Origin of the sequence: Nonomuraea sp. NPDC001636, from assembly GCF_040298265.1 — a bacterium.
Taxonomy (GTDB): domain Bacteria; phylum Actinomycetota; class Actinomycetes; order Streptosporangiales; family Streptosporangiaceae; genus Nonomuraea.
The window spans coordinates 244693-270475 of sequence record NZ_JBEOZT010000009.1 but is presented as its reverse complement, the minus strand read 5'-3'; the positions used below and the strand labels follow the sequence as shown (position 1 = coordinate 270475).

Genomic DNA, 25783 nt, shown 5'->3' with positions numbered 1-25783 from the left:
CGTTCCCAGGTGGGTCAGGTTCTCGTCCAGTGGGGCTGCGCGACGTCGAACACCCGCTGTTCGCGCCCGCGCAGCGCCACCTCGGCGAACTGCCACAGGATCGCCCCGGTCGGCGCGTGGATCACGATGTCCGGCCCGAGCGGCATCTGCAGCAGCTCGCCCTGCCAGCGCGGCACGCCGGGCGCGAGGAAGCGCTCCAGCGGCACCGCGTGCACCGAGGCCACCTCATGGGCGTCGCCCACCGGCTCCTGACGGCCCCCGAACGCCACCACCGGAGTGATCACGAACCCGGAGTCGGCGACGAAGTCGTCGAGCAGCCCGGCCACCGCCACGCCGGTCACCCCGACCTCCTCGGCCAGCTCGCGCAGCGCCGCCTCCACCGGCAGCTCGCCGTCGTCGAGCCGCCCGCCCGGCAGCGCCCACTGCCCCGCGTTGCGCCCCCGCGCCGCCCTGCGGATCAGCACCGTGTACGGGACGCGCCCGGCGTCCTCCAGCACGCACACCGTCACGGCCGCCCGGCGCACCCCCGGGACGGGCGGCACGTCCCGGCGGTCGAAGGCGGCGAGCCGAGCGGTGACCTGCTCGCGCAGCACGTCGATCGGGGGCAGCATCCCCTCAGGATCTCACGCCCTGCCCGTACGGGCCGACGGCCCGTCAGGAGAGGGCGGCCACTCCCTCCAGGAGGCGGTCGACGTCCGAGCGGTTGTTGTAGTGGACCAGGCCCGCGCGGACGGCGCCGCCCGAGTCGCGCACGCCGAGTGCGCCGGTCAGCTCCCAGGCGTAGTTGTGGCCGTTCCAGACGTTCACCCCCAGCCCGGCCAGATGCTCGGCGACCTGGCGCGGGGTGTGCCCGGCGACGGTGAAGTAGGCGGTCGCGGTGCGCCTGGCGGGCTTGCCGAGCAGGGTGACGTGCGGCATCGTCTCCAGGCCGGAGATCAGGGCGGCGAACAGCTCCAGCTCGTGCTCCTCGGCGGCGGCCATCGAGGCGAGGAGACGTTCGCGGCGGGTGCCGGCGCCGGGGACCATGGCGGCCAGATGGTCCACGGCCGCCGTGACCCCGGCCAGGTCGGCGAACGCGGACGTGCCCGTCTCGAACCTCTCCGGCACGGTGTCGGGGGAGGGCCGCAACTTGGCCGGGCGGACCGTCTCCAGCAGCGCCGGGTCGGCGACGACGGCCCCCACGTGCGGCCCCGACCACTTGTAGGCGCTGGTGGCGTAGAAGTCGGCGCCCAGCGCCCGCATGTCCACCGGGCCGTGCGGGGTGGCGTGCACGCCGTCCACGTACAGCAGGGCGCCCGCGCGGTGGGCCAGCTCGGCGATGGCGGCCACGTCGGGACGGGTGCCGAGGATGTTGCTCGCCGCCGTCACCGCGACGACCTTGGTCCGCTCGCCGATCAGGTCGGCGTACTGGTCGACCGGGAGCTCGCCGGTCACCGCGTCCACCTCGGCCCAGCGGACGGCGGCGCCCGTCTGGGTCCAGGGGCGCACGTTCGCGTCGTGGTCCAGCCTGGAGACCACCACCTCGTCGCCGGGCCCGGTCAGCGCCCTGGCCAGCCGGTACGTCAGCGTCGTCATGTTCGGGCCGAGGATCACGCCGTCGGGATGACCGCCGACCAGGTCCGCGACGGCGGCACGGCAGGCGGCGACGATCTCGTCCGCCCGGCGGCTGGCGGGAAAGGCCCCGCCGACGTTGCCGAGCCCGGCCCGGTAGGCGGCGGAGATGGCGTCGATCACCGGCTGGGGCGTCTGGGTGCCGGCCGCGCCGTCAAGGTAGGCGAAACCATCGGAAAGCGCAGGATAGGAGGAACGTACGGACTCCAGGGGGAAAGGCATGATAAGTAGATGCTCACCCTCAGAGACCTCAACCGCGCCACCTTGGCCCGGCAGCACCTCCTCGCCCGGCACGAGGGCCGCCCGGCCGACATCGTGCACCGGCTGGCCGGGCTGCAGGCGCAGGAGCCGCGGCCGCCCTACCTGGGGGTGTGGACGCGGCTGGCCGGGTTCCGGCGCGACGACCTGCACGACTCGCTGCACGCCGGCGGCCTGGTGCGGGCGACGATGATGCGGGCCACGCTGCACCTGGTGACGGCGGCGGACTACGCGTCCTTCCGGCCGCTGTTGCGTCCCATGCTGGCCGCCGCGGCGCGCCGGTTCGAGGGCGTCGACTTCGAGGCCGTCGCCGTGGTCGCCGACCGGCTGCTCGCCGACGGGCCGCTCACCTTCAACGAGCTGCGGCCCCTGCTGCTGAAGGAGTTCCCCGGCGCGGACGAGCGGGTGCTCGGCTACGCCGTGCGCATGATGACGCCGCTGGTCATGGTGCCCACGCAGGACCGGTGGAGCTTCCCGCGCGAGTCCGCCTTCGGGCTGCCCGGCGTCGAACCGGACCCGGCGCCCAGCGTGGAACGCCTGGTCGAGCGGTACCTCGCCGCGTTCGGCCCGGCCACGCCCGCCGACGTCCAGACCTGGTCGGGACTGGGCGGGATGCGGGCCGTCATGAAGGGGATGGAGCTGGACAGGCTGGCCGACGAGACGGGACGCGAACTGTTCGACCTGCCCGGCGCGCCGCGGCCGGGCGGCGACGTGCCCGCGCCGGTGCGCTTCCTGCCCGACTTCGACAACCTCGTCCTGGGGCACGCCGACCGTAGGCGGGTGCTGGCGGACGAGTTCAGGCCGCTGGTCGCGACCAAGAACCTGCGGATCAAGGCCACGTACCTGGTGGACGGGTTCGCGGCGGGGACCTGGCAGATCAAGCGGTCCGGCAAGAAGGCCAAGCTCCTCATCAGCCCCTTCGCCGCCCCGACGCCTCTGGACGTCCTGGAGGAGGAAGGGCTCGCGCTCCTCGCCTTCGCCGAACCCGACGCGACCACCCACACCCTCGAACACACCCCACCCACCTGACCGCCTCCCGCCCGACGAACGATCGTGCGAAATCGGGATGCCGGAGCCGGGGGCGCATCCCTACCCTCGGCCCATGCGCCACGAATCCGCCCTGTTGAACGTCATCGACGTGGAAGCCACCTGCTGGGACGGGCAGCCGCCGCCCGGCTCCGTCAACGAGATCATCGAGATCGGCCTCACCGTCGTGGACGTGCCGGCACGGCGCCGGGTGTCCCGGCACCGCATCCTGGTCCGCCCTGCCCGATCGGCGGTGAGTGACTTCTGCACGGAACTGACCGGCCTGACGCAAGCCGAGGTGGACCAGGGCGTCACCTTCGCCGAGGCATGCCGGATCCTCGCCGGGGAGTACGACGCCGGGGAGCGTCCCTGGGCGAGCTGGGGCGAGTACGACCGCCGGCAGTTCGCTCGGCAGAGTCGGGCCGACGGGGTGGCCTACCCGTTCGGCCATCCGGCGGAACGCACCCACACCAACGCCAAGGCCGTGTTCGCGGCGGCGTACGGGCTGCGCAGGAAACCCGGCATGGATCACGCGCTGCAGATCGCCGGACTGCCGCTGGAGGGACGCCACCACCGCGGCGAGGACGACGCATGGAACATCGCGGCACTCGTCCTCGACCTGTTGGACCGCGGGGCGTGGCCGGCCCTCTAGAGGCTGGGGCGGTGTTGTGCCGGTGTGGCCTCGTAGACTCCCCGGCCACGTCGTCGAAGGGGATCCCGGGACCTTCGAGGAGGAGACGGAGAAACGCCCGTGACACCTGGGAGATGCTGGGCGGTCAAGACGGCCTCGACATCGACCCGAACCACATCCTCGCCTGGGGCATCACGTCGGGCCCCGACATCCTGTGCTGGCTGACCACCGACCCCGACCCCGACCGGTGGCCTGTCCTGGTCTGCGGCCGGCACACCCGCCAGGACTTCACCCTCTTCCCCTGTGGCATGGTCGAATTCCTCCGCATGCTGCTCCTGGACGAGCACGACCCCTACCCCCTCAGCATCGACCTGCGTAACGCCTCACCGCGCTACGTGCACTGGCTCGAAGAACAGAAACGCTGGAAGGCGAGATTCGTCCCCGGCTTCGGTTCGCCACGATCAGCCGACCGGTAGGGCTTGTCGTGAGAGTGCCGGTCACAGCCGCTCGTTTATGACGGCGACCGGCGCGGTCGCCTCGTGGCGGGTGGGGGCTTGGCCGGTCTTCTCTCAGGCGCGTCGGTGATCATGTTGGGGCCGGAGTCTGTCGGGAGGGAAGCAGGGTGGCGGAGGCGGTTTCGAGACCGGCGGCGGCGACGCGCCTTCCAGCTGCGCTGGTGGCACTGTGGAGTGCGCGGGACGGCCTGCACACGGAGTCCGGTGTCGTGGTGTACTCAGCGGGGGACATCGGTGAACGCAACGCCACTTACGAGGTCGCGCGGTATGCGCCGGGATTTCTTCTCGTCGGCGATGACAGCGGTGGCCGCGGATTTCTCCTGCGTGCCGACGACCCGGACTCCGCCGTGTTCTCCTCCGATCTGGGCGATCTGGAGCCTGCGTACTTCGACGTCGTGGCCGCGGACTTCGCGTCCTGGATCGAGTCGCTGCGACCGGAGGCAAAAAGGCTTCGCGAGGTGAGTGCGCCGGATGGCAGGGTGCAGCGCATGGCACCCCAGTACCAGATTCGCGCGGACTACGACGCTGACACGATCGTGGTCTACCAGGCGTACGCACCTGCCATAGCCGACGCGGCGCTGCGAGCGGGCCGCTTCGTCGCGCCGTTCTCGTTCCACCGGATGACCTGGATCAAGCCCTCGTTCCTGTGGCTCATGCATCGCAGCAACTGGGCGCGCAAACCCGGTCAGGAACGCGTTCTCGCAGTGCGGATGACCCGGCGGGGCTGGGAGGAGGCCCTGTCCCAGGCCGTGCTCACGACAGCGGATCCGGCAGCTGTGAGCCAGGCAGCCGTCCATGTCCAGTGGGACCCGGAACGTTCGTTGCGCGGAGCGGCGCTGAACCACTACAGCATCCAGGTCGGCATCGGCCGCACCCTGATCCGCACCTTCACCGACGACTGGATCGTCAGCCTCACCGACCTCACCCCGCTGGTCCGCAAGGCCACGGCATTGGCACAAACCGGGCACGCCACCAAGGCCCAGCGGCTGTTCCCCGCCGAGCGGGCGTATCCCCTGCCGCCAACACTGGAACGCCTCCTCTCCCCGGGTGGATGACGCCCCACTGCCAAGAGAGCTGGACGAACCGTGCCAAGAGCGCATGGGATGCCACAGGCGCCGGCCCGGAACCGGTGCACGAGACGCCGGGCGACCTGATGGACGACGTCCTCGGCAACCTGCCGCGGAACGTGTGATCGCGGTCGCGGTCCATGCTGGACGACTGCGCGAGGCGGCTGCGCGTGGACCGGCGCATCGCGAGCTGACCTCGACCGCGCGCCCACGCTCGTCCTGCCGACGTCCGGCGTGCGGACGAGGTCCGGCGCGCAGGGCCGGGTCAGGAGAGGCCGAGATCCCGGCGCACGCGGGCGTAGTGGCGGCCCGGCAGCAGGCTGCCGACCGCCCACGGCTGGTTCTCCGGCATGCGCCTGCCCGCGCCCTCCAGCAGGCGCTGCGCGCCGGTGAGGTGGCCGCCGTGGTAGAGCGCCGCGCCGAACAGGTGCGCGGCGTCCAGCGCCCGCGGATGCGGCCGGGCGCCCGCGCGCCACTTGTCGGCCGCCGCCACCAGCGGGCCGGCCACCTCAGGGTCGCCGAAGTAGCCTTGGAGGACCTCCCGCGCCGTACGCTCCGACTCGCCGATCCGGCCCCACGCGACTTCGAAGTGGGCCAGCGCCAGCGCGGCCGTCACCGGGTCGCCCGGCGGCGCCGCGTCCGCCGCGTGGCGGGCGAAGGCCAGCACCTCGCCGTCGGAGCCGTACCACTTGCCGCACAGCACCTGGACGCGGGTGTAGTGGCCCAGGTACAGGTGCGGAGCGCGGGCGGTCAGCTCCGACCAGAGGCGGTCGAGCTCCTGCCGGTCGGCCTGCGCGCCGAGCGCGTGCCACTGCAGCCGCTCCCACGGAACGGGATCGTCCGGACGGGCCTCGGCGGCCTGCCGCAGCGGGACGGCGGCGTCCGCGAGCACCTCGTGGAAGCGGGCGAAGCGCTGGTCGCCCACGTACGCGGCGTAGGAGCCGCCGCGGATCGCCCATGCCTGCGCGATCCGGGCGGCGCCGAGCCAGAGCAACGCGTCGGGGTCGTCGCCGGCCAGCCGGAGCAGCGCCTCGGTGTGCGTACGGGCGGCGATCCCCAGTTGCTCGACGCGCAGCGCACGCACCTCGTGGTCGTCGCGCGCCTGGCGGACCAGCTCCAGGCCGGGCTCCAGCCGTTCGGCCCGGACCTGGCGCAGCGCCTGCTCCAGCGCGGGATCGTCCCACGACAGGCCCGGACGCATCCGCGAGGTCTTGTCGAGCAGCTCGGCCGTGGCCGTGATCACCCGTATCAAGGACATCCGTGATCAATACCGCACGTGATCATGGTGTCGCAACAGCGGTAAGCGGCTAGTTCCAGGCACCAGGCACCACGTAGGGCACCTTGCCTTCGAGCTGCTCCTGATCGAGCACCTCGCTCTGCAGAGGCAGCGCAACGGTGACCTGCCGTCCCCAGGTGGAGTAGCGGGTGTCCGCCGTGAGCCGGAGCACGGACCCCTTCCAGTGGTGCATGACCCCCTTGGCCGTGACTCGCTCCACCAGTCCAGCCGTGCTCAGGCGGATGGTGTAGGAGATGGTGCTGACGGGCTCGCTCCAGGAGTAGCCGCGAAAGCGCGAGGCGAAAGAACGCGACACCTTGACCAGCTTGTCGGCCTTGATCATGCCCTTCACCACCCCGCCCCGCCAGGACGTGCGGTGGGCCAGCAGCGCCTTGAGCGTGGCGGGCTCCAGCACCTCCAGCAGCGGGTTGCTGGCCGGCAGATCGGTGTGCGGATAGCGCACCCAGCTCGTGCCCTGCGGCAGTACGTCGGCGAATCGGGGGCCGGAGACGTAGTCGTCGCTGCCTGACGAGATCACCCTCAGGGGCAGCTCTTCAGCGGCGGCGTCCTCGGCCATGCCGAGTTTCCTCAGACCGCTCATCACCGTCTTGCTGAACCGCACGCGCTGGGACGTGTCAGAGGCGATCTCGCCTTCCGGCCCGAACCCGACCGTGCCGTCCATGGCCAGGGTGTAGGACGCGCCGCGACCGTGGTACGCCTTCGCGGTGGACACGATGTTCACGCCCTTACCGCGGGTCAATGTGGCTCGGAGCACTTCTACCGGGTCGTTCGCGGACTCCGCCTGGGCGGGGACGGCGACGAGCTGTGCCAGGCCCGCGATCAGGATGACACCCATGACAGTCCGCTTCATCACGTTCCTCTGGAGATGGTGGGAGGGCGCAACAATCTTGTGCCTACCATGCCTACTGGGGCGTGCCTCCTCATCGAGCCGCGAGAGGCAAGCTGTGATCAACAAGATGCCGCTTCGACGTCTGACCGCCGGCCTGGGCAGCGCCGTCGTGGCGCTGGGTGGGGTCGCTGTGTTGGACGGGTGGCGCGTGACCGAGCCGGACAGGCCGTTTCGGACGACGCAACCGGGGGTGCGGCTCCGGCCGTCACATCCGGGGCGCGTGCCTGGCCGGGCTCTCGGCCGTGGGCAGGCACCGCGTCTCGAGGACGGCCGTGATCCGCCGGACCTCCAGCGGCACGTTCTGGATCACGGCCAACTCGTGGGCGCGGCGCAGGCAGGCGGCCGCTTCGGCCGGGCGCCGCAGAGCGATGAGGCTGTCGGCGCGCAGGCACAGTGCCTCGCGTTCCATCACCCGATCGCCATAGCGGCGGACGTCATCGAGGATCCTGATCGACAGCGTCTCCGCATAGGCGTGGCGACCGGCTCTCACCGAAGCGAGCAGGTCGGACATCGCGATCAGCGAGGAGACGCGCGTGTTGCCCGCCGCGAGCTTCATGGCCTTGTCCAGCATCGGACGCGGGGCGCCCCCTTCGAGCAGGGCCAGGCGCGCGAGCAGAACGGCCTCGCTGAGGGTGTCACCCAGCCTGGCGGCGATGGTCACGGCTTGGGTGATGTGCGCCAGAGCGGACTTCGCGTCCCCCAGGCTCTGCTCGGCGGCGCTGAGGTTGGCCAGCGTCAGCGCTTGGACGGAGCTCTCGTCCAGCAACGGCAGCGCCTCCTTGGCCAGGGCGAGAGACTTCTCGCGCCGGTACTGGAATCCCTCGACCGCGGACAGCGAGGCGAGCATCGCCCCCGCGCCCCGCAGCTCGTCGTGGTCGCGGCAGACCCGTAAGGCCAGCCGCGAGGTCTGCTCCCAGTCCACGAACTGGCCGTGGATCTCGAACAGGCGAACGCCGGCCAGCGCCAGGTCCCAGCACATGGCGGCGTGTCCGTGTTCGGCGGCGTGATGAATGCCGGCGAGCAGGGTCTCACGCTCGGCCGCCATCCACCTCATCGGCTCGTCGGGCAGCACCCGACCCCGCGGCCGCCAATGCGGGGCGCCGCTGTCCAGCAGCCGGAACCCGCCCGCGTATTCCCGCTCACAGGCGTCCTTGACCAGCGCCAGCAGGCAGGACAGGAAGCGGTCACGAACACTGTCCTGCGCCGGCCCGGTACCGGCGCGCTCGCGGGCCAGCAGCCGGATCAGATCGTGGAAGCGATAGCGCTCCTGGCCGGCGACGTCGAAGCCCTCAGGCTGGAGCAGTTGCCGTTCGGCCAGCCGTTCCAGCAGGTCCCCGCCTGTGCTGACAGGCACCGTCAGCAGGGCGGCGGCCATCCAGGCGGTGAAGGTGGGCGCCGGCAGCAGACCGAGCCGCTCGAACAGGACCCGCTCGGCGTCGGGCAGCTCCTGATAGCCGGCCTCCAGACTGGCGCGCACGTCCAGCTCTCCCGCACGCAGCTCATCCAGCCGCCGCTCCTCGGTGAGCCTGGCGGCCAAGGTCTCCGGGGTCCAGCCAGGCCGGGTCACCAGCCGGGCGCCGGCCACGCGAAGGGCGAGCGGCAGCCTGGCGCACAGCTCGACCAGCGGGACGGCGTGCCCCGGCTCGATGCGGGCGATGCGGCTCAGCAGCAGCGCGGCGTCGGCGGGAGGCAGCACGTCGAGCTGGATCAGCGACGCCCCGCAGGCGGTGACCAGCCTCTCGAACCTGCTGCGCCCGGTGACCACCGTCACGCAGCCCGCCGTCCCGGGCAGCAGCGGCTCCACGTCCACGGACCCGGAGGCGTTGTCGAGGACGATGAGCATCCGGCGCTCGGCCAGGACCTGGCGGTACAGCGCGATGCGGGCGTCGTGGTCCTCGGGGACGAGGATGACCCCGAGTACGGCGAGGAAGCGGGGCAACACGTCGGCCGCGGTGTGCTGCCCGAGGTCGGCATAGAGCTGCCCATCGGGGAAATGGTCGCGGGAACGATGGGCCCAGTGCAGCGCCAACCCGGATTTGCCGACGCCGCCGACTCCGCTGATGACGGCCACGTCCGCCGGGCCGTGCAGGAGCCGATCCAGCACGCCCAGCTCCTGCGTACGGCCGGTGAAGGCGTACACGTCGGGGGGCAGCAGCCGGGGGGCCGGCTCGTGGCGGAGCAGTTCCTCGTGGAGGCGACGCAGCGGGCCACTCGGCTCGACGCCGAGTTCCTCCACCAGCCTGGCGCGGGTCCGCCCGTACAGCCGGAGCGCCTCAGCGGGACGCCCGGCGGCGGCCAGGGCACGCAGCCACAGCTCCACGAACGATTCACGCAGCGGTTGTCCGGCCACCGCGGTGGCCATGTCACTGGCGCATTCGGCGAAACGCCCCAACGACATCAGAGCCTTCGCCCGTGCCTCGATCGCCCCCAGCCGCGCCTCCTGCAGCGCGGCGGCCTCGACCCTGATGTCCTCCATGTCGTCCAGCCCGCCGTACGGCGCGCCTCGCCACAGGGCCAGGGCCTGATCCAGGAGGTCCAAGGCGCGCTCGGCCGGCTCGGCGGCGGCGCGCTGGACCCATCGCGTGAACCGGACCGCGTCCAGCTCGTCATCGGCGACGCGCAGCATGTGGCCGTCGCCGCGGCGCACCAGCCTGTCTCCGACCGTGGCGCGCAGCCGGTGCAGGTGCCAGCGGAAGGTGCTGGGCGAAGGCGCCGCGGACGGCCATGCCGCCTGCGCCAGGACGTCGCCCGACACCGGCCGGTTGGCGTGGCACACCAGCACCGCCAAGAGGGTCAGTTGCTTGCCTGCCGGAATTGTCGCGCCGTCGACCGTTACTGCCCCGAGCACCCCGATTTCCACTGAGCTGATTATGGGGTTGCCGAGCCGATAAGTCATACCGTCTTGACGAGGCTGGTCAGAGGCGGGCGGCCGGTCCGTCCGGCCATGGTGCTTCTCGCCGCGCATGCCCGCCCCGAAACCCCCGCCCCTCAATCGCAGGTTCAAGGGGCGGGGTTCTCGGCGCTGCTAATTGGATCCCGGAGTCATCCGCTCCCGGGCGCACAGCCCGGGAGGTCGGTCCGCCAGATCATCGGCGGTGCGCACTAATCGGCGCAGTTCTCCTTCTTCCACTGGATCTGGACGACGGTCACGGGCATTCGGCGATCGGGCCACTCGTGTCCCGCCGAGAGGTCGCCGTCCTCGGCGCGGTGAATGCACTTGCTCGCCTTGGTCCCGTCCCCGTAGTAGTACGAGACCCAGACGTGGTCGTAGGTGTCGATCTTGCCGTTGTTGAAGAAGGACCGGACGCCCTTGTACGGGCTGCTGCCCACGCTGACCGGCCCCCAGTTCTCGCCCCGGCCGATGCTGATCTTCGTCGCCTCGGAGATGACCTCTGTCGAATACACGCAGAAGTCTCCGGACGCGCAGCCGTACGCCTTGTAAGAGGAAAGGGTTTCCGCGCCCGCTGGCGACGCGAACGCCAGCCCGGCCAGAGAGACGGCAGCGACAGCGGCCGGGACGAACTTTCTCAGCATGAAATCTCCTCGTTGTCTCGCCTGCGCAAGCCAAGGCGGTGAAACGGCCCGCCAAGCGCTTTCGCGGTTGCCTGCCGTCAAGCTAAAAGGGGCCTGTTTGGTGCGGGTTGGTTGCCTGTTGGGGCCGTCGCCATGAAACAGGGGCGGGCGTCTTCTGGCGTGCCGTCGGCCGGCGGGGGTGGGGGCGAGGTGACCGGGTCGGGGGGCTGGTCAGGGGGTGGATGGAGGCGGCGGGTCAGCGGTGATCGGGTGTTCGTCGAAGCCACGTTCGAGGAAGTGTTGGGTAGCCTGGTCAGAGACGGCCCTGCCAGGCCCCGCTTCTTCCGTTCCCTCATGCCCTGAAGGTCCCGACGCCTATCGGCCCGCTACGTTTCCCCGCCGGCCCTGCCCGCAGGCCGGCTCAGTCACTGAGCGTCCACCCAACGCGAGCGAGGAGAGAATTTTGTCCCAAGCAGCAGAGGTTCTCGAACTGGACGACACCATCGCCGACGGTGGCACGGCCGTCGGCGCCGACTCGGTCAAGACCTATCTGAAGGAGATCGGGCGCGTCCCGCTGCTCACCGCCGAGCAGGAGATCGAGCTGGCCAAGCGCATCGAGGCCGGCCTGTTCGCCAGGGAACGGCTCGACAGCGAGCCCGGCCTGCCCTCCGAGCTGCGTGCCGACCTGGAGTGGATCGCCGACGACGGCCTTCGTGCCAAGCGCCGCATGCTGGAGGCCAACCTCCGGCTCGTCGTCTCCATCGCCAAGCGTTACACCGGCCGCGGCATGCTCTTCCTCGACCTGATCCAGGAGGGGAACCTCGGCCTGATCCGGACGATCGAGAAGTTCGACTACCGGCTCGGCTACAAGTTCTCCACCTACGCCACCTGGTGGATCAAGCAGGCCATCACCCGTGCCATGGCCGACCAGGCCCGGACGATCCGCATCCCCGTGCACATGGTCGAGCTGATCAACAAGGTGGCCCGCGTGCAGCGCCGCCTGCAGTCCGACCTGGGCCGCGAGCCGACCCCCGAGGAGATCGCCGCCGAGACCGATCTCGACGTCGAGCGGGTGTCGGAGGTGCAGGGCTACGGCCGGGAGCCGATCTCGCTGAGCACGCCGCTCGGCGAGGAGGGCGACAGCGAGTTCGGCGACCTGATCGAGGACACCGAAGCCGTCTCCCCGGCCGACGCGGTCTCGTTCACGCTGCTGCAGCAGCAGTTGCACAGCCTGCTCGACCAGCTCTCCGAGCGTGAGGCGGGCGTGATCACGATGCGCTACGGCCTGGCCGACGGCAAGCCGCGCACCCTCGACGAGATCGGCCGCGTCTACGGCGTCACCCGTGAGCGCATCCGGCAGATCGAGGCCAAGACCATGTCCAAGCTGCGTCACCCCTCCCGGGCCATGGCGCTGCGCGACTACCTGAGCTGACCGCCCGGTCCCGGGAGCGGCAGCACGCCGCCTGAGCCGATCGTTCACGCCCGGGAACGGCCGCACGCGACACGCCGAGCAGGGCTCGCCGTGTGGACGTGGAGCGTCACCGCCTCGTCGACCGAACCAGCCGCCGCAGACGCCGGCGCGACCAGCGACAGGCACGACCTCCGTCCACCCCGGCGACGGCCACCCGAGCACCCGCGTGCCGCGCGCCGCCTGCCACGGCGACGCGCCCGTCGCCCACGAGGAAGAGCGGTCCAGGGGTGGGAAAGGGCGGGTAAAAGGGCGCTCTGGAGTGTGTGGAGCCCGGAGCGGGCCGGGTGGGCCGGACCTACTCTGCCCAACGTGAAACGCTCCCGTACGAGCCTCGTCCACCAGGCCGCCTACGCGTTCCGGCACCCCCACAGGATCGCCCCCCACCTGCGCCGGCTGGCCCGCGACACCTGGTTCCGGCTCCGCACCCACGACCACGTCACCTACTACCGCGCCGTCATGAGGTCCGACACGGCCCGCGACCCCGAGGGCGCCGTGGGGTCGCACCGGCACCGGCGCTGGCTCGCCCTGGGACGCATGCAGTTCGACTACCTGGTGGAGCACGGGCTCAAGCCCGACTGCCGGATGCTGGAGATCGGCTGCGGGAACCTGCGCGCCGGCCGCCTGTTCATCGGCTACCTGTTCACCGGCAACTACTACGGCATCGACATCTCGCCCGACATCCTGCTGGCCGCCCAGGACACGATCGAGAAGCACGCCCTGCAGGACAAGCTGCCGTACCTGGCGCCGGTGCGCGACCTGCGGCTGGCCTTCCTGCCGGACGAGTACTTCGACGTCGTCCACGCCCACAGCGTCTTCTCGCACTCGCCGATCGAGGTCATCGAGGAGTGCTTCGCCAACGTGGGCCGGGTCATGAAACCGGACGGCTGGTTCGACTTCACCTTCGACCGGACCGAGGGCGAGGAGCACCACGTCCTGCGCGAGGACTTCTACTACCGCACCGAGACGCTGGTCGAACTGGCCCGCCAGTACGGGCTGAAAGCGACGTTCATGGACGACTGGGAGCAGGGCCCACATAAGCAGTCGAAAATCCGCATCACCCGGCGATAACCTCCCGGAGCGTGAGAGACCTCCGCCTGCTGCCCAAGGCCCACCTGCACGTCCATCTGGAGAGCACCGTACGGCCCGCGACCGTGCGCGAGCTGGGCGGCCCGCCCGAGCCCGAGGGCCCGTTCGCCGGCTTCCGCGAGTTCGCCGACCAGCGGGCCAAGGTGCGCGGCCTGCTGCGCACCCCCGAGCACTTCCGGCGCGTCGCCCTGGAGTTCTGCGCGGACGAGGCCGCCCAGGGCACCCGCTACGTCGAGGTCACCTTCACCGCCGCCGCCCACGGGGAACGGCTGGGCGCCCCGGAGATGCCGCTGGAGGCGGTGCTCGACGGCCTGGCCGAGGGCAGGCGGTACGGCATCGAGGCCCGGGTGCTGCTCGACCACTCCAGGCGGCGGCCCCTGGAACGGCTGTGGCGGACGTACGAGCTGGCCACCCGCTACGACGAGGTGATCGGCCTCGGGCTCGCGGGCGACGAGGCCCATCCGCTGGCCCCCTTCGCCGAGGTGTTCGCCGCGGCCGGCGACGCGGGCCTGCACCTGGTGCACCACGCGGGCGAGGCGGCCGGGCCGGCGAGCATCCGCGAGGCGCTGGACCTCGGCCGCACCGAGCGGCTCGGCCACGGCATCCGGGTGCTGGACGACCCGGCGCTGGTGGCCGAGGTGCGCGAGCGCGGCGTCCCGCTGGAGGTCTGCCCCACGTCGAACGTCCTGCTCGGGCTGGTGCCGTCGCTGGCCGAGCACCCGCTGCCGCGCCTGCGCGAGGCGGGGCTCGCGGTCACGGTCAACACCGACGGCGAGACGGCGCTGGCCGAGGAGTACCTGCGGCTGCGCGAGGTCTTCGGGTACGGCGACGACGTCCTGGCCGAGCTGGCCCGCGCCTCGATCAGGGCCTCCTTCGCCCCGGACGCCCTCAAGGCGGACCTGCTGGCCGCCGTCGACGCCTGGCTCCGCTGACCGGCCAGGCCCCCACCGGGCACGGCGATCTCCGTCACATCGTGGAATAGTGGGCGAATCGGCGACCGTTGCGAACGGAGGTGGCGCGAACGCCACGCCAGTGGCAGCCCGCGGCCTTGACGGGCCGGGGCCGACCGCCCGACCGAAGGAGCAGCGTTTGCGCACCGACTCGGCAGACTTAGGACTCAGGACCGCGTCGGCGGTCTACCCGGCGGGCGTGCTGGCCGCGCCGCCCCGCACCCTGATCGACATCCTCGACGAGACCACCCGCCGTCACCCCGGCGCGCCCGCGCTGGACGACGGCGCCGTGTGCCTGGACTACCGGTCGCTGCGCGCCGAGGTCGGCCGGGTCGCCGCCGAGCTGGCCGCGGCCGGCGTCGGGCGCGGTTCCCGGGTGGGCGTGCGCATCGCCTCCGGCACCGCCGAGCTGTACGTCTCCATCCTCGCCGTGCTCGCGGCCGGCGCCGCCTACGTCCCCGTGGACGCCGACGACCCGGACGAACGCGCCGAACTCGTCTTCGCCGAGGCCGCCGTGGACGCCGTGCTCTACGGCGGCCCGGCCACCCGGGTCCGCCGGGCGGCCACGCCCGAGCGGCCCACCCCGGACGACGACGCCTGGATCATCTTCACCTCCGGCTCCACCGGCAGGCCCAAGGGCGTGGCGGTGACGCACCGGTCGGCCGCCGCGTTCGCCGACGCCGAGGCCGGGCTCTTCCTGCAGGACCGGCCGCTCGGTCCGGGTGACCGGGTGCTGGCCGGGCTGTCGGTGGCCTTCGACGCCTCCTGCGAGGAGATGTGGCTGGCCTGGCGGCACGGCGCCTGCCTGGTGCCCGCGCCCAGAGCGCTCGTGCGCACCGGCATGGACCTGGCCCCCTGGCTGGCCGGGCAGGGCGTCACCGCCGTCTCGACCGTGCCGACGCTGGCGGCGCTCTGGCCCGCCGCGCACCTCGACGGCATCCGGCTGCTCATCTTCGGCGGCGAGGCCTGCCCGCCCGAGCTCGCCGAACGGCTGGCCGTGCCCGGCCGGGAGGTCTGGAACACCTACGGGCCCACCGAGGCGACCGTGGTGGCCTCGGCCGCCCGCCTGACGGGGGAGGGGCCCGTACGCATCGGCCTGCCCCTGGACGGCTGGGACCTGGCGGTCGTGGACGGCGCGGGCGAGCCGGTCGCCATGGGCGGGACCGGCGAGCTGATCATCGGCGGCGTGGGCCTGGCCCGCTACCTCGACCCGGCCAAGGACGCCGAGAAGTACGCGCCGCTGCCGTCCCTGGGCTGGGAGCGCGCCTACCGCAGCGGCGACCTCGTCCGCGCCGAGCCCGAGGGTCTCGTCTTCGCCGGCCGCGCCGACGACCAGGTGAAACTGGGCGGACGCCGGATCGAGCTCGGCGAGGTGGACGCCGCACTGAACGCGCTGCCCGGCATCACCGGCGCGGCCGCGGCCGTCCGCACCGCGGGCGGCGGCCACCAGGTGCTCGTCGGCTACGTCGTCACCGGGCCCGGCTTCGACGCCGGACGGGCCCGCGAGCTGCTGGCCGGCTCCCTGCCCGCCGCGCTCGTGCCCCGCCTGGCCCCCGTGGACGCCCTGCCCACCAGAACCTCCGGCAAGATCGACCGGGACGCGCTCCCGTGGCCGCTGGACGGCCCGGCCGCCGCGGACCCCGGCCTGACCCCGGCCGAGGCGCTGCTGGCCGCGCAGTGGACCGAGATCCTCGGCGTGCGCCCGGAAGGGCCCGGGTCGGACTTCTTCGCCGACGGCGGCACCAGCCTGGCCGCCGCCCGCCTGGTCTCCGTGCTCCGGGCCACCCACCCCGACGTGGCCGTCGGCGACGTCTACGCCCGTCCGACCCTCGCCGGGCTGGCCGAGCTGCTGGCCGCCAGGGGCGGGACGCAGGCCCCCGCGCACGCCGCGGCCGCCCCCATGCCGGGACGCGCCGCGCTGGCGCAGACCGCGCTGATGATCCCGCTGCTCACCGTGGGCGCGCTGCGCTGGGTCGTGCCGCTGGCCGCGCTCGGCAACGTGCTCGCCCCGCCGTGGGCGCCGCGGCTGTCGTGGTGGTGGGTGACGCTCGGCGCGCTGGCGTTCGTCACCCCCATGGGACGCATGGGCCTGTCGGCGGCGGTCGCCCGGCTGCTGCTGCGCGGCGTGCGCCCCGGCGCCCACCCGCGCGGCGGCGGCGTGCACCTGCGGTTGTGGTTCGCCGAGCGGTTCGCCGAACGGCTCGGCGTGCCCGACCTGGCCGGCGCGCCGTGGATGGCCTGGTACGCCCGGCTGCTCGGCGCCACCGTCGGCCCGGACGCCGACCTGCACTCGCCCCCGCCGATCACCGGCCTGCTCAAGCTCGGCCGGGGCGCCTCCGTCGAGCAGGAGGTCGATCTCGCCGGCCACTGGTACGACGGCGACCTGCTGCGCGTCGGCGAGATCCGCATCGGCACGGGCGCCACGGTCGGCTCCCGCTCGACCCTGCTGCCCGGCGCGCGTGTCGGCAAGAACGCGCAGGTCGCCCCCGGTTCCGCGGTGGCCGGGACGGTCCCGTCGGGCGAGCGCTGGGCCGGCGTCCCGGCCTTCCGCCAGGGCAAGCCGCGCCGTTCCCGGCCGGCGGAGCGCGCCGCCCGCTCCCGCCCGTGGGTCGCGCTGTACGGGGTGAGCGCGATCGTGCTCAGCCTGCTCCCGGTGGCCGCGGCCGGTGTCGCGCTCGCCGTCCTGGCCGCCTTCGCGGGGGACGAGGCCACGCTCGGCGGCGCGCTGGCCGCCGCCCTGCCCGCCGTGCCGGTGGCCACGGTCGCCGGCATGGCCGCGTTCGCGCTGGTCACGCTGGCCGGCGTGCGGCTGCTCGGCCTCGGGCTGCACCCCGGTCACCACCCGGTGCACAGCCGTCCGGCCTGGCAGGCGTGGGTGACCGGCCGGCTGATGGCCTCGGCCCGGGTGTGGCTGTTCCCGCTGTACGCCAGCGTCCTGACGCCCGTCTGGCTGCGGGCGCTCGGCATGAAGGTGGGCCGCGGCGCCGAGCTGTCCACGGTGCTCGCGCTGCCCACGATGACCTCCGTCGGCGACGGCGCCTTCCTGGCCGACGACACCATGGTGGCCCCGTACGAGCTGGACGGCGGCTGGATGCGCCTGGCCTCGGCGCGGATCGGCAAGCGCGCCTTCCTCGGCAACTCCGGGATGACCGCCCCCGGCCGCAAGGTGCCCAAGGACGGCCTGGTCGGCGTGCTGTCGGCGACGCCCAAGAAGGCCAAGTCGGGCTCCTCGTACGTGGGCATGCCGCCCATGGAGCTGCGCCGCACGGCCGAGGAGGCCGACCGCAGCAGGACCTACGACCCGCCCGCGCGGTACCGGGCGGCGCGGGCGCTGGTCGAGGTGTGCCGGGTGGTGCCCGCGATGGGCGTGGTCGCGCTGGCCGTGCTGGCGGTGGCCGCGTTCGAGTGGCTGGCCGCCGGTTACGGCTTCGCCGTGGCCGCCGCGCTGGGCGGGCTGGTCGTGCTGGCCGCCGGGGTGCTCGCCGCGGCGGTCGCGACGGCCGCCAAATGGGCGCTGGTCGGCCGGATCAAGGCCGGGAACAGGCCGCTGTGGAGCTCGTTCGTGTGGCGCAACGAGCTGGCGGACAACTTCGTCGAGGTACTGGCCGCGCCCTGGTTCGCCCAGCCGTGGCTGGGCACCGCCCCGCTGAGCGTGTGGCTGCGCTCCCTCGGGGCACGCATCGGACGTGGGGTCACCTGCGAGACGTACTGGCTGCCGGAGGCGGATCTGGTGACGCTCGGCGACGGCGCGTGCGTCAACCGGGGCTGCGTGCTGCAGACGCACCTGTTCCACGACCGGGTCATGAGCATCGACACGGTGACGCTGGAGGCCGGCGCGACGCTCGGCCCGCACGGCGTCGTCCTGCCCGCCGCGCGGGTGGGCGCGGGCACGACGGTCGGGCCGGCGTCCCTGGTCATGCGCGGCGAGGCGCTGCCCGGCGGCAGCCGGTGGTTCGGCAACCCCGTCTCGGCGTGGCGATGACGGCGTACTTCCCCGGGCACGGCGACCACCGGTACGCGGTCGAGCACTACGACCTGGCGCTGCACTACCGGGTCGCGGCCAACCGGCTCGACGGCACCGCCCGGCTGACGGTCCGCGCCGCCGAGCCGCTCGCCGACCTCGGCCTCGACCTCGGCCACTTCCGCGTCCAGGGCGTCACGGTGGACGGCCGGGCCGTCCGCCACACGCACGGCCAGGGCAAGCTGCGCATCCCCCTGCCCGGCCCGCCGTCCGCCGGGCAGCGGGCCGTCGTCGAGGTGCGGTACGCGGGCACGCCCGTCCCGGTGCGCAGCCCGTGGGGCGGGCTCGGCTGGGAGGAGCTGACCGACGGCGCGCTGGTGGCCGGTCAGCCGATCGGCGCGCCCTCCTGGTTCCCGTGCAACGACCGGCCGGACGACAAGGCGTCCTACCGGATCTCGGTGACGACGGCGCCGGCGTACCAGGTGATCGCCAACGGCGTGCTCACCGCCCGGCGGCGGGCGTCCGGGACCACGACGTGGGTCTACGAGCAGGCCGAGCCGATGGCGACGTACCTGGCCAGCGTGCAGATCGGGCGCTACCAGCTGTCGGAGGCGGGCGGCACGCGCCTGGCCCACCCCGCGCGGCTGGCCGCCCGCGCCCGGCACGACTTCGGCCGCCAGGGCGAGATGATGGCGCTGTTCGGCGAGCTGTTCGGGCCCTACCCGTTCCGCGGCTACACCGTCGTCGTGGCCGACGACGACCTGGACATCCCGGTCGAGGCGCAGGGCATGTCGATCTTCGGCAGGAACCACGTCGACGGCGCGCGCGGCTGCGAGCGGCTGGTCGCGCACGAGCTGGCCCACCAGTGGTTCGGCAACAGCCTCACCGTGGCGGGCTGGGCCGACATCTGGCTGCAGGAGGGGTTCGCCACGTACGCGGAGTGGCTGTGGTCGGAGCGCTCGGGCGGCCCGCCCGCGGACGAGCACGCGCTGCGCTGGCACCGCAGGCTCGCCGCGCTGCCGCAGGACTTCACGCTGGCCGACCCCGGCCCGGCCGCGCTGTTCGACGACCGCGTCTACAAACGCGGCGCGCTGACCCTGCACGCCCTGCGCCGGGCGGCCGGCGACCAGGCGTTCTTCACGCTCCTGCGCTCCTGGGCCGACAGCCGCCGGTACGGCAGCGTCACCACCCGGGAGTTCGCCGCGCACGCCGAGCGGCACGTCCCGGCCGGCGCGCTGCTGACCGCGTGGCTGCACGACCGGCCCCTGCCGCCGATGGCGGGCGGCGCCCTGACCCGCGACCGCGGCGCCTGACCGGCCCCGAGCCGCGCACCCCGCGCCGACCTGGTCGGACGGTCGCCGGGGTGGCGGCTCGGGGAGCGGCGCGTCCGCTCATAGCCTGGTCGCATGGTGACCCGGCTCGCGACCTGCAACCTGTGCGAGGCCATGTGCGGCCTGCGCGTCGACCTGGACGGCGACCGGATCACCGGCATCCGCGGCGACGAGGACGACCCGCTGTCGGCCGGGCACCTGTGCCCCAAGGCGGTGGCCCTGCAGGACGTGCGCGAGGACCCCGACCGGCTGCGCCGTCCCGTGGTCCGCACCCCGGACGGCTGGCGCGAGGTCTCCTGGGCGGACGCGTTCGACCGGGTCGCCGCCCGGCTGGCCGGGACGCGCATCGTGCACGGCCCCGACGCCGTGGCCGTCTACCTCGGCAACCCGGTGGTCCACAGCCTGGGCGCGCTGACGCACGCGCCGCCGTTCGCCCGCCTGCTGGGCACCCGCAACCGCTACTCCGCCGCCTCCCTCGACCAGCTCCCGCACCAGTACGTCGCACGCCACCTGTACGGCAGCCAGTGGCTGCTCCCCGTGCCCGACATCGACCGCACCGCCTACTTCCTGGCCTTCGGCGCCAACCCGGCCGTCTCCAACGGCAGCGTGATGAGCGCGCCCGGCGTCGTCCGGCGCATCCGCGACCTGCGCGCCCGCGGCGGCCGGATGGTGCTGTTCGACCCGCGCCGCACGGAGACCGCCCGGCTCGCCGACGAGCACCACTTCGTCCGACCCGGCACCGACGCCGCGCTCATCCTGGCCATGGTCGGCCTGATCGTCACCGGCGGCGCCGCCCGTCCCGCGCCCTACGTGGACGGGCTCGACCGGCTGGCCCCGGCGCTGGAGGCGTTCACGCCGGAGCGGGCCGCGGCCGTCACCGGCGTGCCGGCCGAGGTGATCACCCGGATCGCGGCCGAGTTCGCCGCCGCCCCCGGCGCCGCCGCCTACGGCCGGATCGGCGTGTCCACCCAGCGGTTCGGCACCCTGTGCCAGTGGGGGATCCAGCTGCTGAACCTGGTCACCGGCAACCTCGACCGGCCCGGCGGCACGCTGCTGAGCAGGCCGGCCGTCGACCCGGTGCGCAACCGCCTGATCGACCCCGGCCACGAGGGCAGGTGGCGCAGCCGGGTGCGCGGCCTGCCGGAGTTCGGCGGCGAGCTGCCCGCCGCGGCGCTCGCCGAGGAGATCCACACGCCCGGCGCGGGGCAGGTGCGGGCGCTGGTGACCATCGCCGGCAACCCGGTGCGCTCGGCCCCCGGCGGGCACGAGCTGTCGCGGGCCCTTTCCGGACTCGACTTCATGGTCAGCCTCGACTTCTACGTCAACGAGACCACCCGGCACGCCGACGTCATCCTGCCGCCCACCGACCTGCTCGAACGCGACCACTACGACCTCGTCTTCAACCTGGTCGCGGTCCGCGACCACGCCCGCTACACCCCGGCCGTGCTGCCCAGGACGCCCGGCGCCCGGCACGACTGGGAGATCCTTCGCGAGCTGGCCCGGCGATACCGCCGCCTGGTCCGGGCCGGGTCGCTGTCCGACCGGCTCATGCTGCGGCTCTCGCCGGAGCGGATCGTGGACCTCGGGCTGCGGGCGGGGCCGTACCGGCTGAGCGTGGCGCGGCTGCGCCGTCACCCGCACGGGCTGGACCTGGGGCCGCTCAAGCCGAGCCTGCCGGGCCGGCTGCGCACGCCGGGCCGCCGCGTCCAGGCCGCGCCGCCCGTCCTGCTCGACGGGCTCGCCCGCGCCCGCGCCGAGCTGCTGGCCCCCGCCCCCGCCGGGCTGCTGCTGATCGGCCGCCGGCACCTGCGCGACGACAACTCCTGGCTGCACAACTCCGCCCGGCTGGCCAAGGGCCGCCCCCGGCACCACCTGCTCATGCACCCCGGCGACCTGCGCGCCCGCGGGCTCACCGACGGCGCGCCGGTCCTGGTGCGCTCCCGCAGCGGCGAGGTGACGGTGGAGGTCAGCGCGAGCGAGGACGTCATGCCCGGCGTGGTCAGCCTGCCCCACGGCTACGGCCACGACCGGCCGGGCGTGCTGCTGTCGGTCGCGGCCACGCTGGGAGGCGCCAGCGCCAACGACCTCACCGACCCCTGCCTGCTGGACGAGCTCACCGGCACGGCGGCGCTCAACGGCGTGCCCGTCACCGTCGAGCCGCTCAGGTGACGGGCACGATCTCCGCGCGGGTCAGGACGCCGTCCTCGACGGTCAGCAGCCCGATCGTGCCGTGCGGCTGGCGGCGGCGGTCGGTGGGGGAGCCCGGGTTGAAGATGCGCAGCCCTTCGCCCGACTCGTCGAGCGGGATGTGCGAGTGGCCGAAGACCACCAGGGCGGCCCCGGGGAAGCGGCGGCGCAGGCGGGCCAGGCGGCCCTTGGCGGGCCCGCTGTCGTGGATCATCCCGATCCGCAGGCCCTCCAGGGTCAGCTCCAGCGTCTCCGGCGCCACCACGTCGGGGCCGTCGTTGTTGCCCTTCACCACGTGCACCGGGGCGTAGGCGGCCAGCTCGTCGAGCACCGAGCGCACGCAGACGTCGCCGGCGTGCAGGATGACGTCCGCCCCGCGCAGGTGCTCGGCCACCCGGGGCGGGCAGGCGCGCCACCGCCGGGGCGCGTGGGTGTCGGACAGTGCCACCACGTTCATCCGGACGTCATGCCCGCAGATCCTCCAGCCAGGCGCGCCAGGCCGGAGCCTGCCCCGCGGGGTCGCCGAACAGCAGGTGCATGGCGAGCATGCCGCCGCCCATGCCCTGGACGAACCGGTAGAGGGCGTCGGGGGTGCGGACGCCGACGGCCTGGGCGTTGCGGACGTAGACCACGCCCTGGACCGGGGGCAGGCCGGGCGGCGCGAGCCGGACCGTGTCGCCGGGCTCGGGGCGGCCGCCGAGGGCGGCGTACAGGGCCCGCCAGGCGCGCGGCCAGTCGCTCACCGGCGGCCCCGACTCGGTGAGCGGGGTCGCGGTACGCCCGGCGAAGTGGCCGAGGTACTCCGTCAGCGTCGCGAAGAACAGGGCCAGGCCCGTGGACATCGCCTCGTACTCCTGCTCCCAGTCGTCGCCGGGCAGGAAGCCACTGGTGACCATGCGGAGCAGGGTGCTGCCCTGGCCACGGCCCTCCAGCAGGAACTCGTAGGCCACGAACCGGCCGTCGGGGCCCGGGACGCCGGAGTGGGCGAAACGCTTGAGCGGGTCTTCGGCGGTCACCCTGGACTCGGGCAGCTCGGCCCCGGCGAAGGCGGTGCGGATCGCGCCGCCCTCGACCTCGTTGTGGCCCATGAACCACGAGTCGATGCCCGGCCCGGTGGTGATGGCCTCCCACACCTGCTCGGGCGTCGCCTCGACCATGGACTCGAGGGGGATCTCGAACTCGTGCCCCACCTCAGGAACCCTTCTTCACGGACGGGTGCACGGCGACGATCAGACGATGATCCCGGCCGCCCTCCGCGGACTCGTCATGATATTTGCTGACCAGCGACGTCACGCATTGCGTCAGCTCCTCGGCGAACGCGGCCCGGTCGGCGGCCGAGGCGAAGCGCACCTCGCCGTCGATGGCGAACGTGGCCACCTTCTTCTGCGCCTTGGCCGCGCCGGTGATCAGCGTGCCGACGTCGCGGACGAGCTGCGCCGCAAGGGCCAGCAGCCAGCGCGCCGACAGCCGGTCGGGGGACCGGGCGGGATCGGGCTGCACGGCGGCCAGAGCCGTGGGGGAGATCACGAAGGAGGCGGCCGCGGCCTGCATGACGCGCTCGGTGACGTTGCCCTTCCTGCGCTCCTCGACCAGCTCGACCAGCCCGTGGCGTTCGAGGGTGCGCAGGTGGTAGTTGACCTTCTGCCTGGCCAGGCCCACCTTGGCGGCCAGGGACGTGGCAGAGCCCGGCTCGACCAGCTCCGCCAGCAACTTCGACCGCATCGGGTCGAGCGACGCCTCGGCGGCCGCCGCGTCTTCGATCACTGCCACTTCATGCATGCTTGAACGATCGCACCGAAAAAAAACGTTGTCAAGCCAACCTGGCGGCCTTTCCCTCCAGATAGCGCTGCTCAGGAAGACTGAGCGTCCGCCGGGCCGCGTCGCGGAAGGCCAGCGCCGCCCCCTCCGCGTCGCCCTCCATCTCCAGCAGGTGGGCGCGGACCGCGGCCAGCCGGTGGTGGCCCGCCAGCCGGTCGTCGGCGGCCAGGCCGTCGAGCAGGTCGAGCCCGGCCCGCGGGCCGTGCACCATGGCGGCGGCCACGGCCTGGTTGAGCCGGACCACCGGGTTGTCCTCCAGCCCGGCCAGCACGCCGTAGAGCGCCAGGATCTGCGGCCAGTCGGTCTCGGCGGCGGTGGGCGCCTCGTCGTGCACGGCCGCGATCGCCGCCTGCAACTGGTACGGGCCCAGCGCGCTGGTGGCCAGCGCCTTGCTGACCAGCTCGACGCCCTCCTCGATCAGCCGCCGGTCCCACGACGAGCGGTCCTGCTCGGCCAGCGGCACCAGCGAGCCGCCCGGCCCGGTGCGCGCCGCCCGCCGCGCCTCGGTCAGCAGCATGAGCGCCAGCAGCCCGGCGACCTCGCCGTCGCCGGGCAGCAGCCGGTGGACGAGCCGGGCCAGCCGGATCGCCTCGCCGGTCAGCTCGGGCCGCTGGAGGTCGGGCCCGGAGGTGGCGGTGTAACCCTCGTTGAAGATCAGGTAGAGCACGTGCAGCACCACGCGCAGCCGCTCGGCCCGCTCCGGCTCCGGCGGCGGCCCGAACGGCACCCCCGTGGACCTGATGCGCTGCTTGGCCCGGCTGATGCGCTGGGCCATCGTCGCCTCCGGCACCAGGAACGCCGCCGCGATCTGCGCCGTGGTCAGGCCGCCCACGGCCCGCAGCGTGAGCGCGAGCTGCGAGGGCTCCGAGAGTGACGGGTGGCAGCACAGGAACAGCAACGTCAGCGTGTCGTCGCCGGACGGCGTGCGCTCCTCGCCCGGCGCCGGCTCGACGAACTCGTCGGCCGGGACGGCGACCGCCGCGCTCTCCTCCCGCCGCCGGCGCGCGCTCTCGCTGCGGAAGTGGTCGATGACCCGGCGGGAGGCGACCGTGATCAGCCAGGCTCGCGGGTTGTCCGGCACGCCCTGGCCGGGCCACTGCACGGCGGCGTCGAGCAGGGCCTCCTGGACGGCGTCCTCGCAGGCGTCGAACTGCTCGTAACGGCGGACGAGCACGCCGAGCACCTGCGGCGCCAGCTCGCGCAGCAGCCCTTCGATCACTCCGCCACCTCGTCGATGACGGGCCGCACCTCCATGGCGCACAGACGCGCGTCCGGCCAGCGCGCGGCGATCTCGGTGGCCCGCTCGACGCTCGCGCAGTCGACGATCAGATAACCCGCCAGGTACTCCTTGGCCTCCAGGAAGGGGCCGTCGGTGACGGCGGGCACGCCGTCGCGCACCTTCACGGTCCTGGAGGAGGCGGGGTCGCCCAGCGCCTGGCCCCCGGCCAGCTCCCCGTTGGCCTCCAGCTCGGCCATGAGCGCGTCGACCTCGGCCATGACCTGGTCGAACCCGTCGGCGACGGCCTGCTGGGCGGCGGGGTTGCTGTAGATGAGCAGCATGTATTTCACCTGCCTCATCCTAGGGTTCCGGGAAATCCGGCCGGGCCCTGCAGCCCCGGATCGGCCGGTGGCAGGGCGGCCTCGGCCGGGTCGCAGCCCTGCGGGACGAGGGTGCCGGGCGGCCGGTCGGCGGCGGTCCGCACGCTCATGTGCAGGCGTAACCGGGAGCCCAGCGGGCTCTGGTCGAGCTCGACGCGGTCGCACAGGTGCTGGATCAGCCACAGGCCGAAGCCGAACCCCGCCGAGTGGGCGCGGCCGTGCTCGGCCGCGGCCAGGTGGGCGGCGCTGAGCCGGCCGGCCTCGTCCGCGATCTCCACCGTGACGCCGCCGGAGTCGGTGCGGGCCAGCACGGTGCCGGTGCCGCCGCCGTGGTCGAGGACGTTGGTGACCGCCTCGTTGACCGCCAGCACGAAGTTGTCCAGGCGCTCACCGGACAGCCCGCCGCGGCCGGCGTGGTCGCGCACCAGGCGGCGGATGGCGTCGAGATCGGTGCTGATGGGACAGCGTAGCTCCGGTTCCATGCCCATGGTCTGATCAGTCCTGCCTGGGTGTGGCGTGGCGGGGGACCCGGATCTGGTTGCTTACCAGACGCAGGCCCGGCAAACGCCCGTG

At 73.3% G+C, this 25783-nt stretch carries 21 protein-coding genes and 1 pseudogene; 10 read left to right on the top strand and 12 right to left on the bottom strand.

The window, feature by feature from the left end; genetic code table 11:
* Positions 1-14: 14 nt before the first annotated feature.
* Complete coding sequence (locus ABT158_RS19915) at positions 15-611, bottom strand: NUDIX hydrolase (protein ID WP_352355275.1); 597 nt, start codon at positions 609-611, stop codon at positions 15-17.
* A gap of 43 nt (positions 612-654) precedes the next feature.
* The gene (locus ABT158_RS19910) at positions 655-1833 is read right to left on the bottom strand and encodes a cysteine desulfurase-like protein (RefSeq protein WP_352355273.1); all 1179 of its coding nucleotides are present in this window, start codon (positions 1831-1833) and stop codon (positions 655-657) included.
* A 9-nt stretch (positions 1834-1842) separates the two neighbouring features.
* On the opposite strand from ABT158_RS19910, the gene ABT158_RS19905 reads away from it, so the two are divergent.
* From ABT158_RS19905 to ABT158_RS19890, 4 genes are all read left to right on the top strand, one after another.
* A complete protein-coding gene (locus tag ABT158_RS19905) occupies positions 1843-2898 on the top strand; it encodes a winged helix DNA-binding domain-containing protein (protein ID WP_352355271.1) in 1056 nt (351 codons plus the stop codon).
* 73 nt (positions 2899-2971) lie between these two features.
* Positions 2972-3547, top strand: a complete 576-nt coding sequence (locus ABT158_RS19900) for a 3'-5' exonuclease (RefSeq protein WP_352355270.1) — start codon at positions 2972-2974, stop codon at positions 3545-3547.
* Between the two features lie 113 nt (positions 3548-3660).
* Entirely contained in the window at positions 3661-4002 is a 342-nt protein-coding gene (locus tag ABT158_RS19895) for a hypothetical protein (RefSeq protein WP_352355268.1), read from the top strand.
* 146 nt (positions 4003-4148) lie between these two features.
* Positions 4149-5096, top strand: a complete 948-nt coding sequence (locus ABT158_RS19890) for a DUF4291 family protein (RefSeq protein WP_352355266.1) — start codon at positions 4149-4151, stop codon at positions 5094-5096.
* A 277-nt stretch (positions 5097-5373) separates the two neighbouring features.
* On the opposite strand, the gene ABT158_RS19885 is transcribed toward ABT158_RS19890, so the two are convergent.
* From ABT158_RS19885 to ABT158_RS19870, 4 genes are all read right to left on the bottom strand, one after another.
* The gene (locus ABT158_RS19885; protein WP_352355264.1) at positions 5374-6366 is read right to left on the bottom strand and encodes a hypothetical protein; all 993 of its coding nucleotides are present in this window, start codon (positions 6364-6366) and stop codon (positions 5374-5376) included.
* Between the two features lie 49 nt (positions 6367-6415).
* Entirely contained in the window at positions 6416-7240 is an 825-nt protein-coding gene (locus ABT158_RS19880) for a hypothetical protein (protein ID WP_352355262.1), read from the bottom strand.
* A gap of 259 nt (positions 7241-7499) precedes the next feature.
* Entirely contained in the window at positions 7500-10154 is a 2655-nt protein-coding gene (locus ABT158_RS19875) for an AfsR/SARP family transcriptional regulator (RefSeq protein ID WP_352355260.1), read from the bottom strand.
* Between the two features lie 242 nt (positions 10155-10396).
* Positions 10397-10828: a hypothetical protein gene (locus tag ABT158_RS19870; protein WP_352355258.1), complete on the bottom strand. Its 432-nt coding sequence runs from the start codon at positions 10826-10828 to the stop codon at positions 10397-10399.
* Between the two features lie 508 nt (positions 10829-11336).
* On the opposite strand from ABT158_RS19870, the pseudogene ABT158_RS19865 reads away from it, so the two are divergent.
* From ABT158_RS19865 to ABT158_RS19840, 6 genes and pseudogenes are all read left to right on the top strand, one after another.
* Positions 11337-12239 (top strand): annotated as a pseudogene (locus tag ABT158_RS19865) (RNA polymerase sigma factor); the annotation flags it as partial.
* Between the two features lie 348 nt (positions 12240-12587).
* On the top strand, positions 12588-13346 hold the full coding sequence (locus ABT158_RS19860; protein ID WP_352355256.1) for a class I SAM-dependent methyltransferase: 759 nt from the start codon (positions 12588-12590) through the stop codon (positions 13344-13346).
* A gap of 11 nt (positions 13347-13357) precedes the next feature.
* On the top strand, positions 13358-14296 hold the full coding sequence (gene add / locus ABT158_RS19855) for an adenosine deaminase (RefSeq protein WP_352355255.1): 939 nt from the start codon (positions 13358-13360) through the stop codon (positions 14294-14296).
* A 157-nt stretch (positions 14297-14453) separates the two neighbouring features.
* Positions 14454-18296, top strand: a complete 3843-nt coding sequence (locus ABT158_RS19850) for a Pls/PosA family non-ribosomal peptide synthetase (protein ID WP_352355253.1) — start codon at positions 14454-14456, stop codon at positions 18294-18296.
* On the top strand, positions 18293-19588 hold the full coding sequence (locus ABT158_RS19845; protein ID WP_352355312.1) for a M1 family metallopeptidase: 1296 nt from the start codon (positions 18293-18295) through the stop codon (positions 19586-19588). Before ABT158_RS19850 ends, ABT158_RS19845 begins: the two co-directional genes overlap by 4 nt.
* A gap of 93 nt (positions 19589-19681) precedes the next feature.
* A complete protein-coding gene (locus ABT158_RS19840) occupies positions 19682-21775 on the top strand; it encodes a molybdopterin-dependent oxidoreductase (protein WP_352355251.1) in 2094 nt (697 codons plus the stop codon).
* On the opposite strand, the gene ABT158_RS19835 is transcribed toward ABT158_RS19840, so the two are convergent.
* From ABT158_RS19835 to ABT158_RS19810, 6 genes are read right to left on the bottom strand one after another with little or no spacing between them, the layout of a single operon-like run.
* A complete protein-coding gene (locus ABT158_RS19835; protein WP_352355249.1) occupies positions 21768-22250 on the bottom strand; it encodes a metallophosphoesterase family protein in 483 nt (160 codons plus the stop codon). The two genes, ABT158_RS19840 and ABT158_RS19835, sit on opposite strands and share 8 nt — an antisense overlap.
* A gap of 7 nt (positions 22251-22257) precedes the next feature.
* Positions 22258-22983, bottom strand: coding sequence for an SRPBCC family protein (locus ABT158_RS19830; protein WP_352355247.1), 726 nt, complete (start codon positions 22981-22983; stop codon positions 22258-22260).
* Position 22984: 1 nt separating this feature from the next.
* A complete protein-coding gene (locus ABT158_RS19825) occupies positions 22985-23572 on the bottom strand; it encodes an ArsR/SmtB family transcription factor (RefSeq protein ID WP_352329958.1) in 588 nt (195 codons plus the stop codon).
* A gap of 31 nt (positions 23573-23603) precedes the next feature.
* Positions 23604-24830, bottom strand: a complete 1227-nt coding sequence (locus ABT158_RS19820) for an RNA polymerase sigma factor (protein ID WP_352355244.1) — start codon at positions 24828-24830, stop codon at positions 23604-23606.
* Positions 24827-25171 (bottom strand): YciI family protein, encoded by a 345-nt coding sequence (locus tag ABT158_RS19815; RefSeq protein WP_352355310.1) that lies wholly within the window; start codon positions 25169-25171, stop codon positions 24827-24829. The genes ABT158_RS19820 and ABT158_RS19815 overlap by 4 nt, the downstream gene beginning before the upstream one ends.
* Positions 25172-25185: 14 nt before the next feature.
* Complete coding sequence (locus tag ABT158_RS19810) at positions 25186-25692, bottom strand: ATP-binding protein (RefSeq protein WP_352355242.1); 507 nt, start codon at positions 25690-25692, stop codon at positions 25186-25188.
* Positions 25693-25783 lie beyond the last annotated feature (91 nt).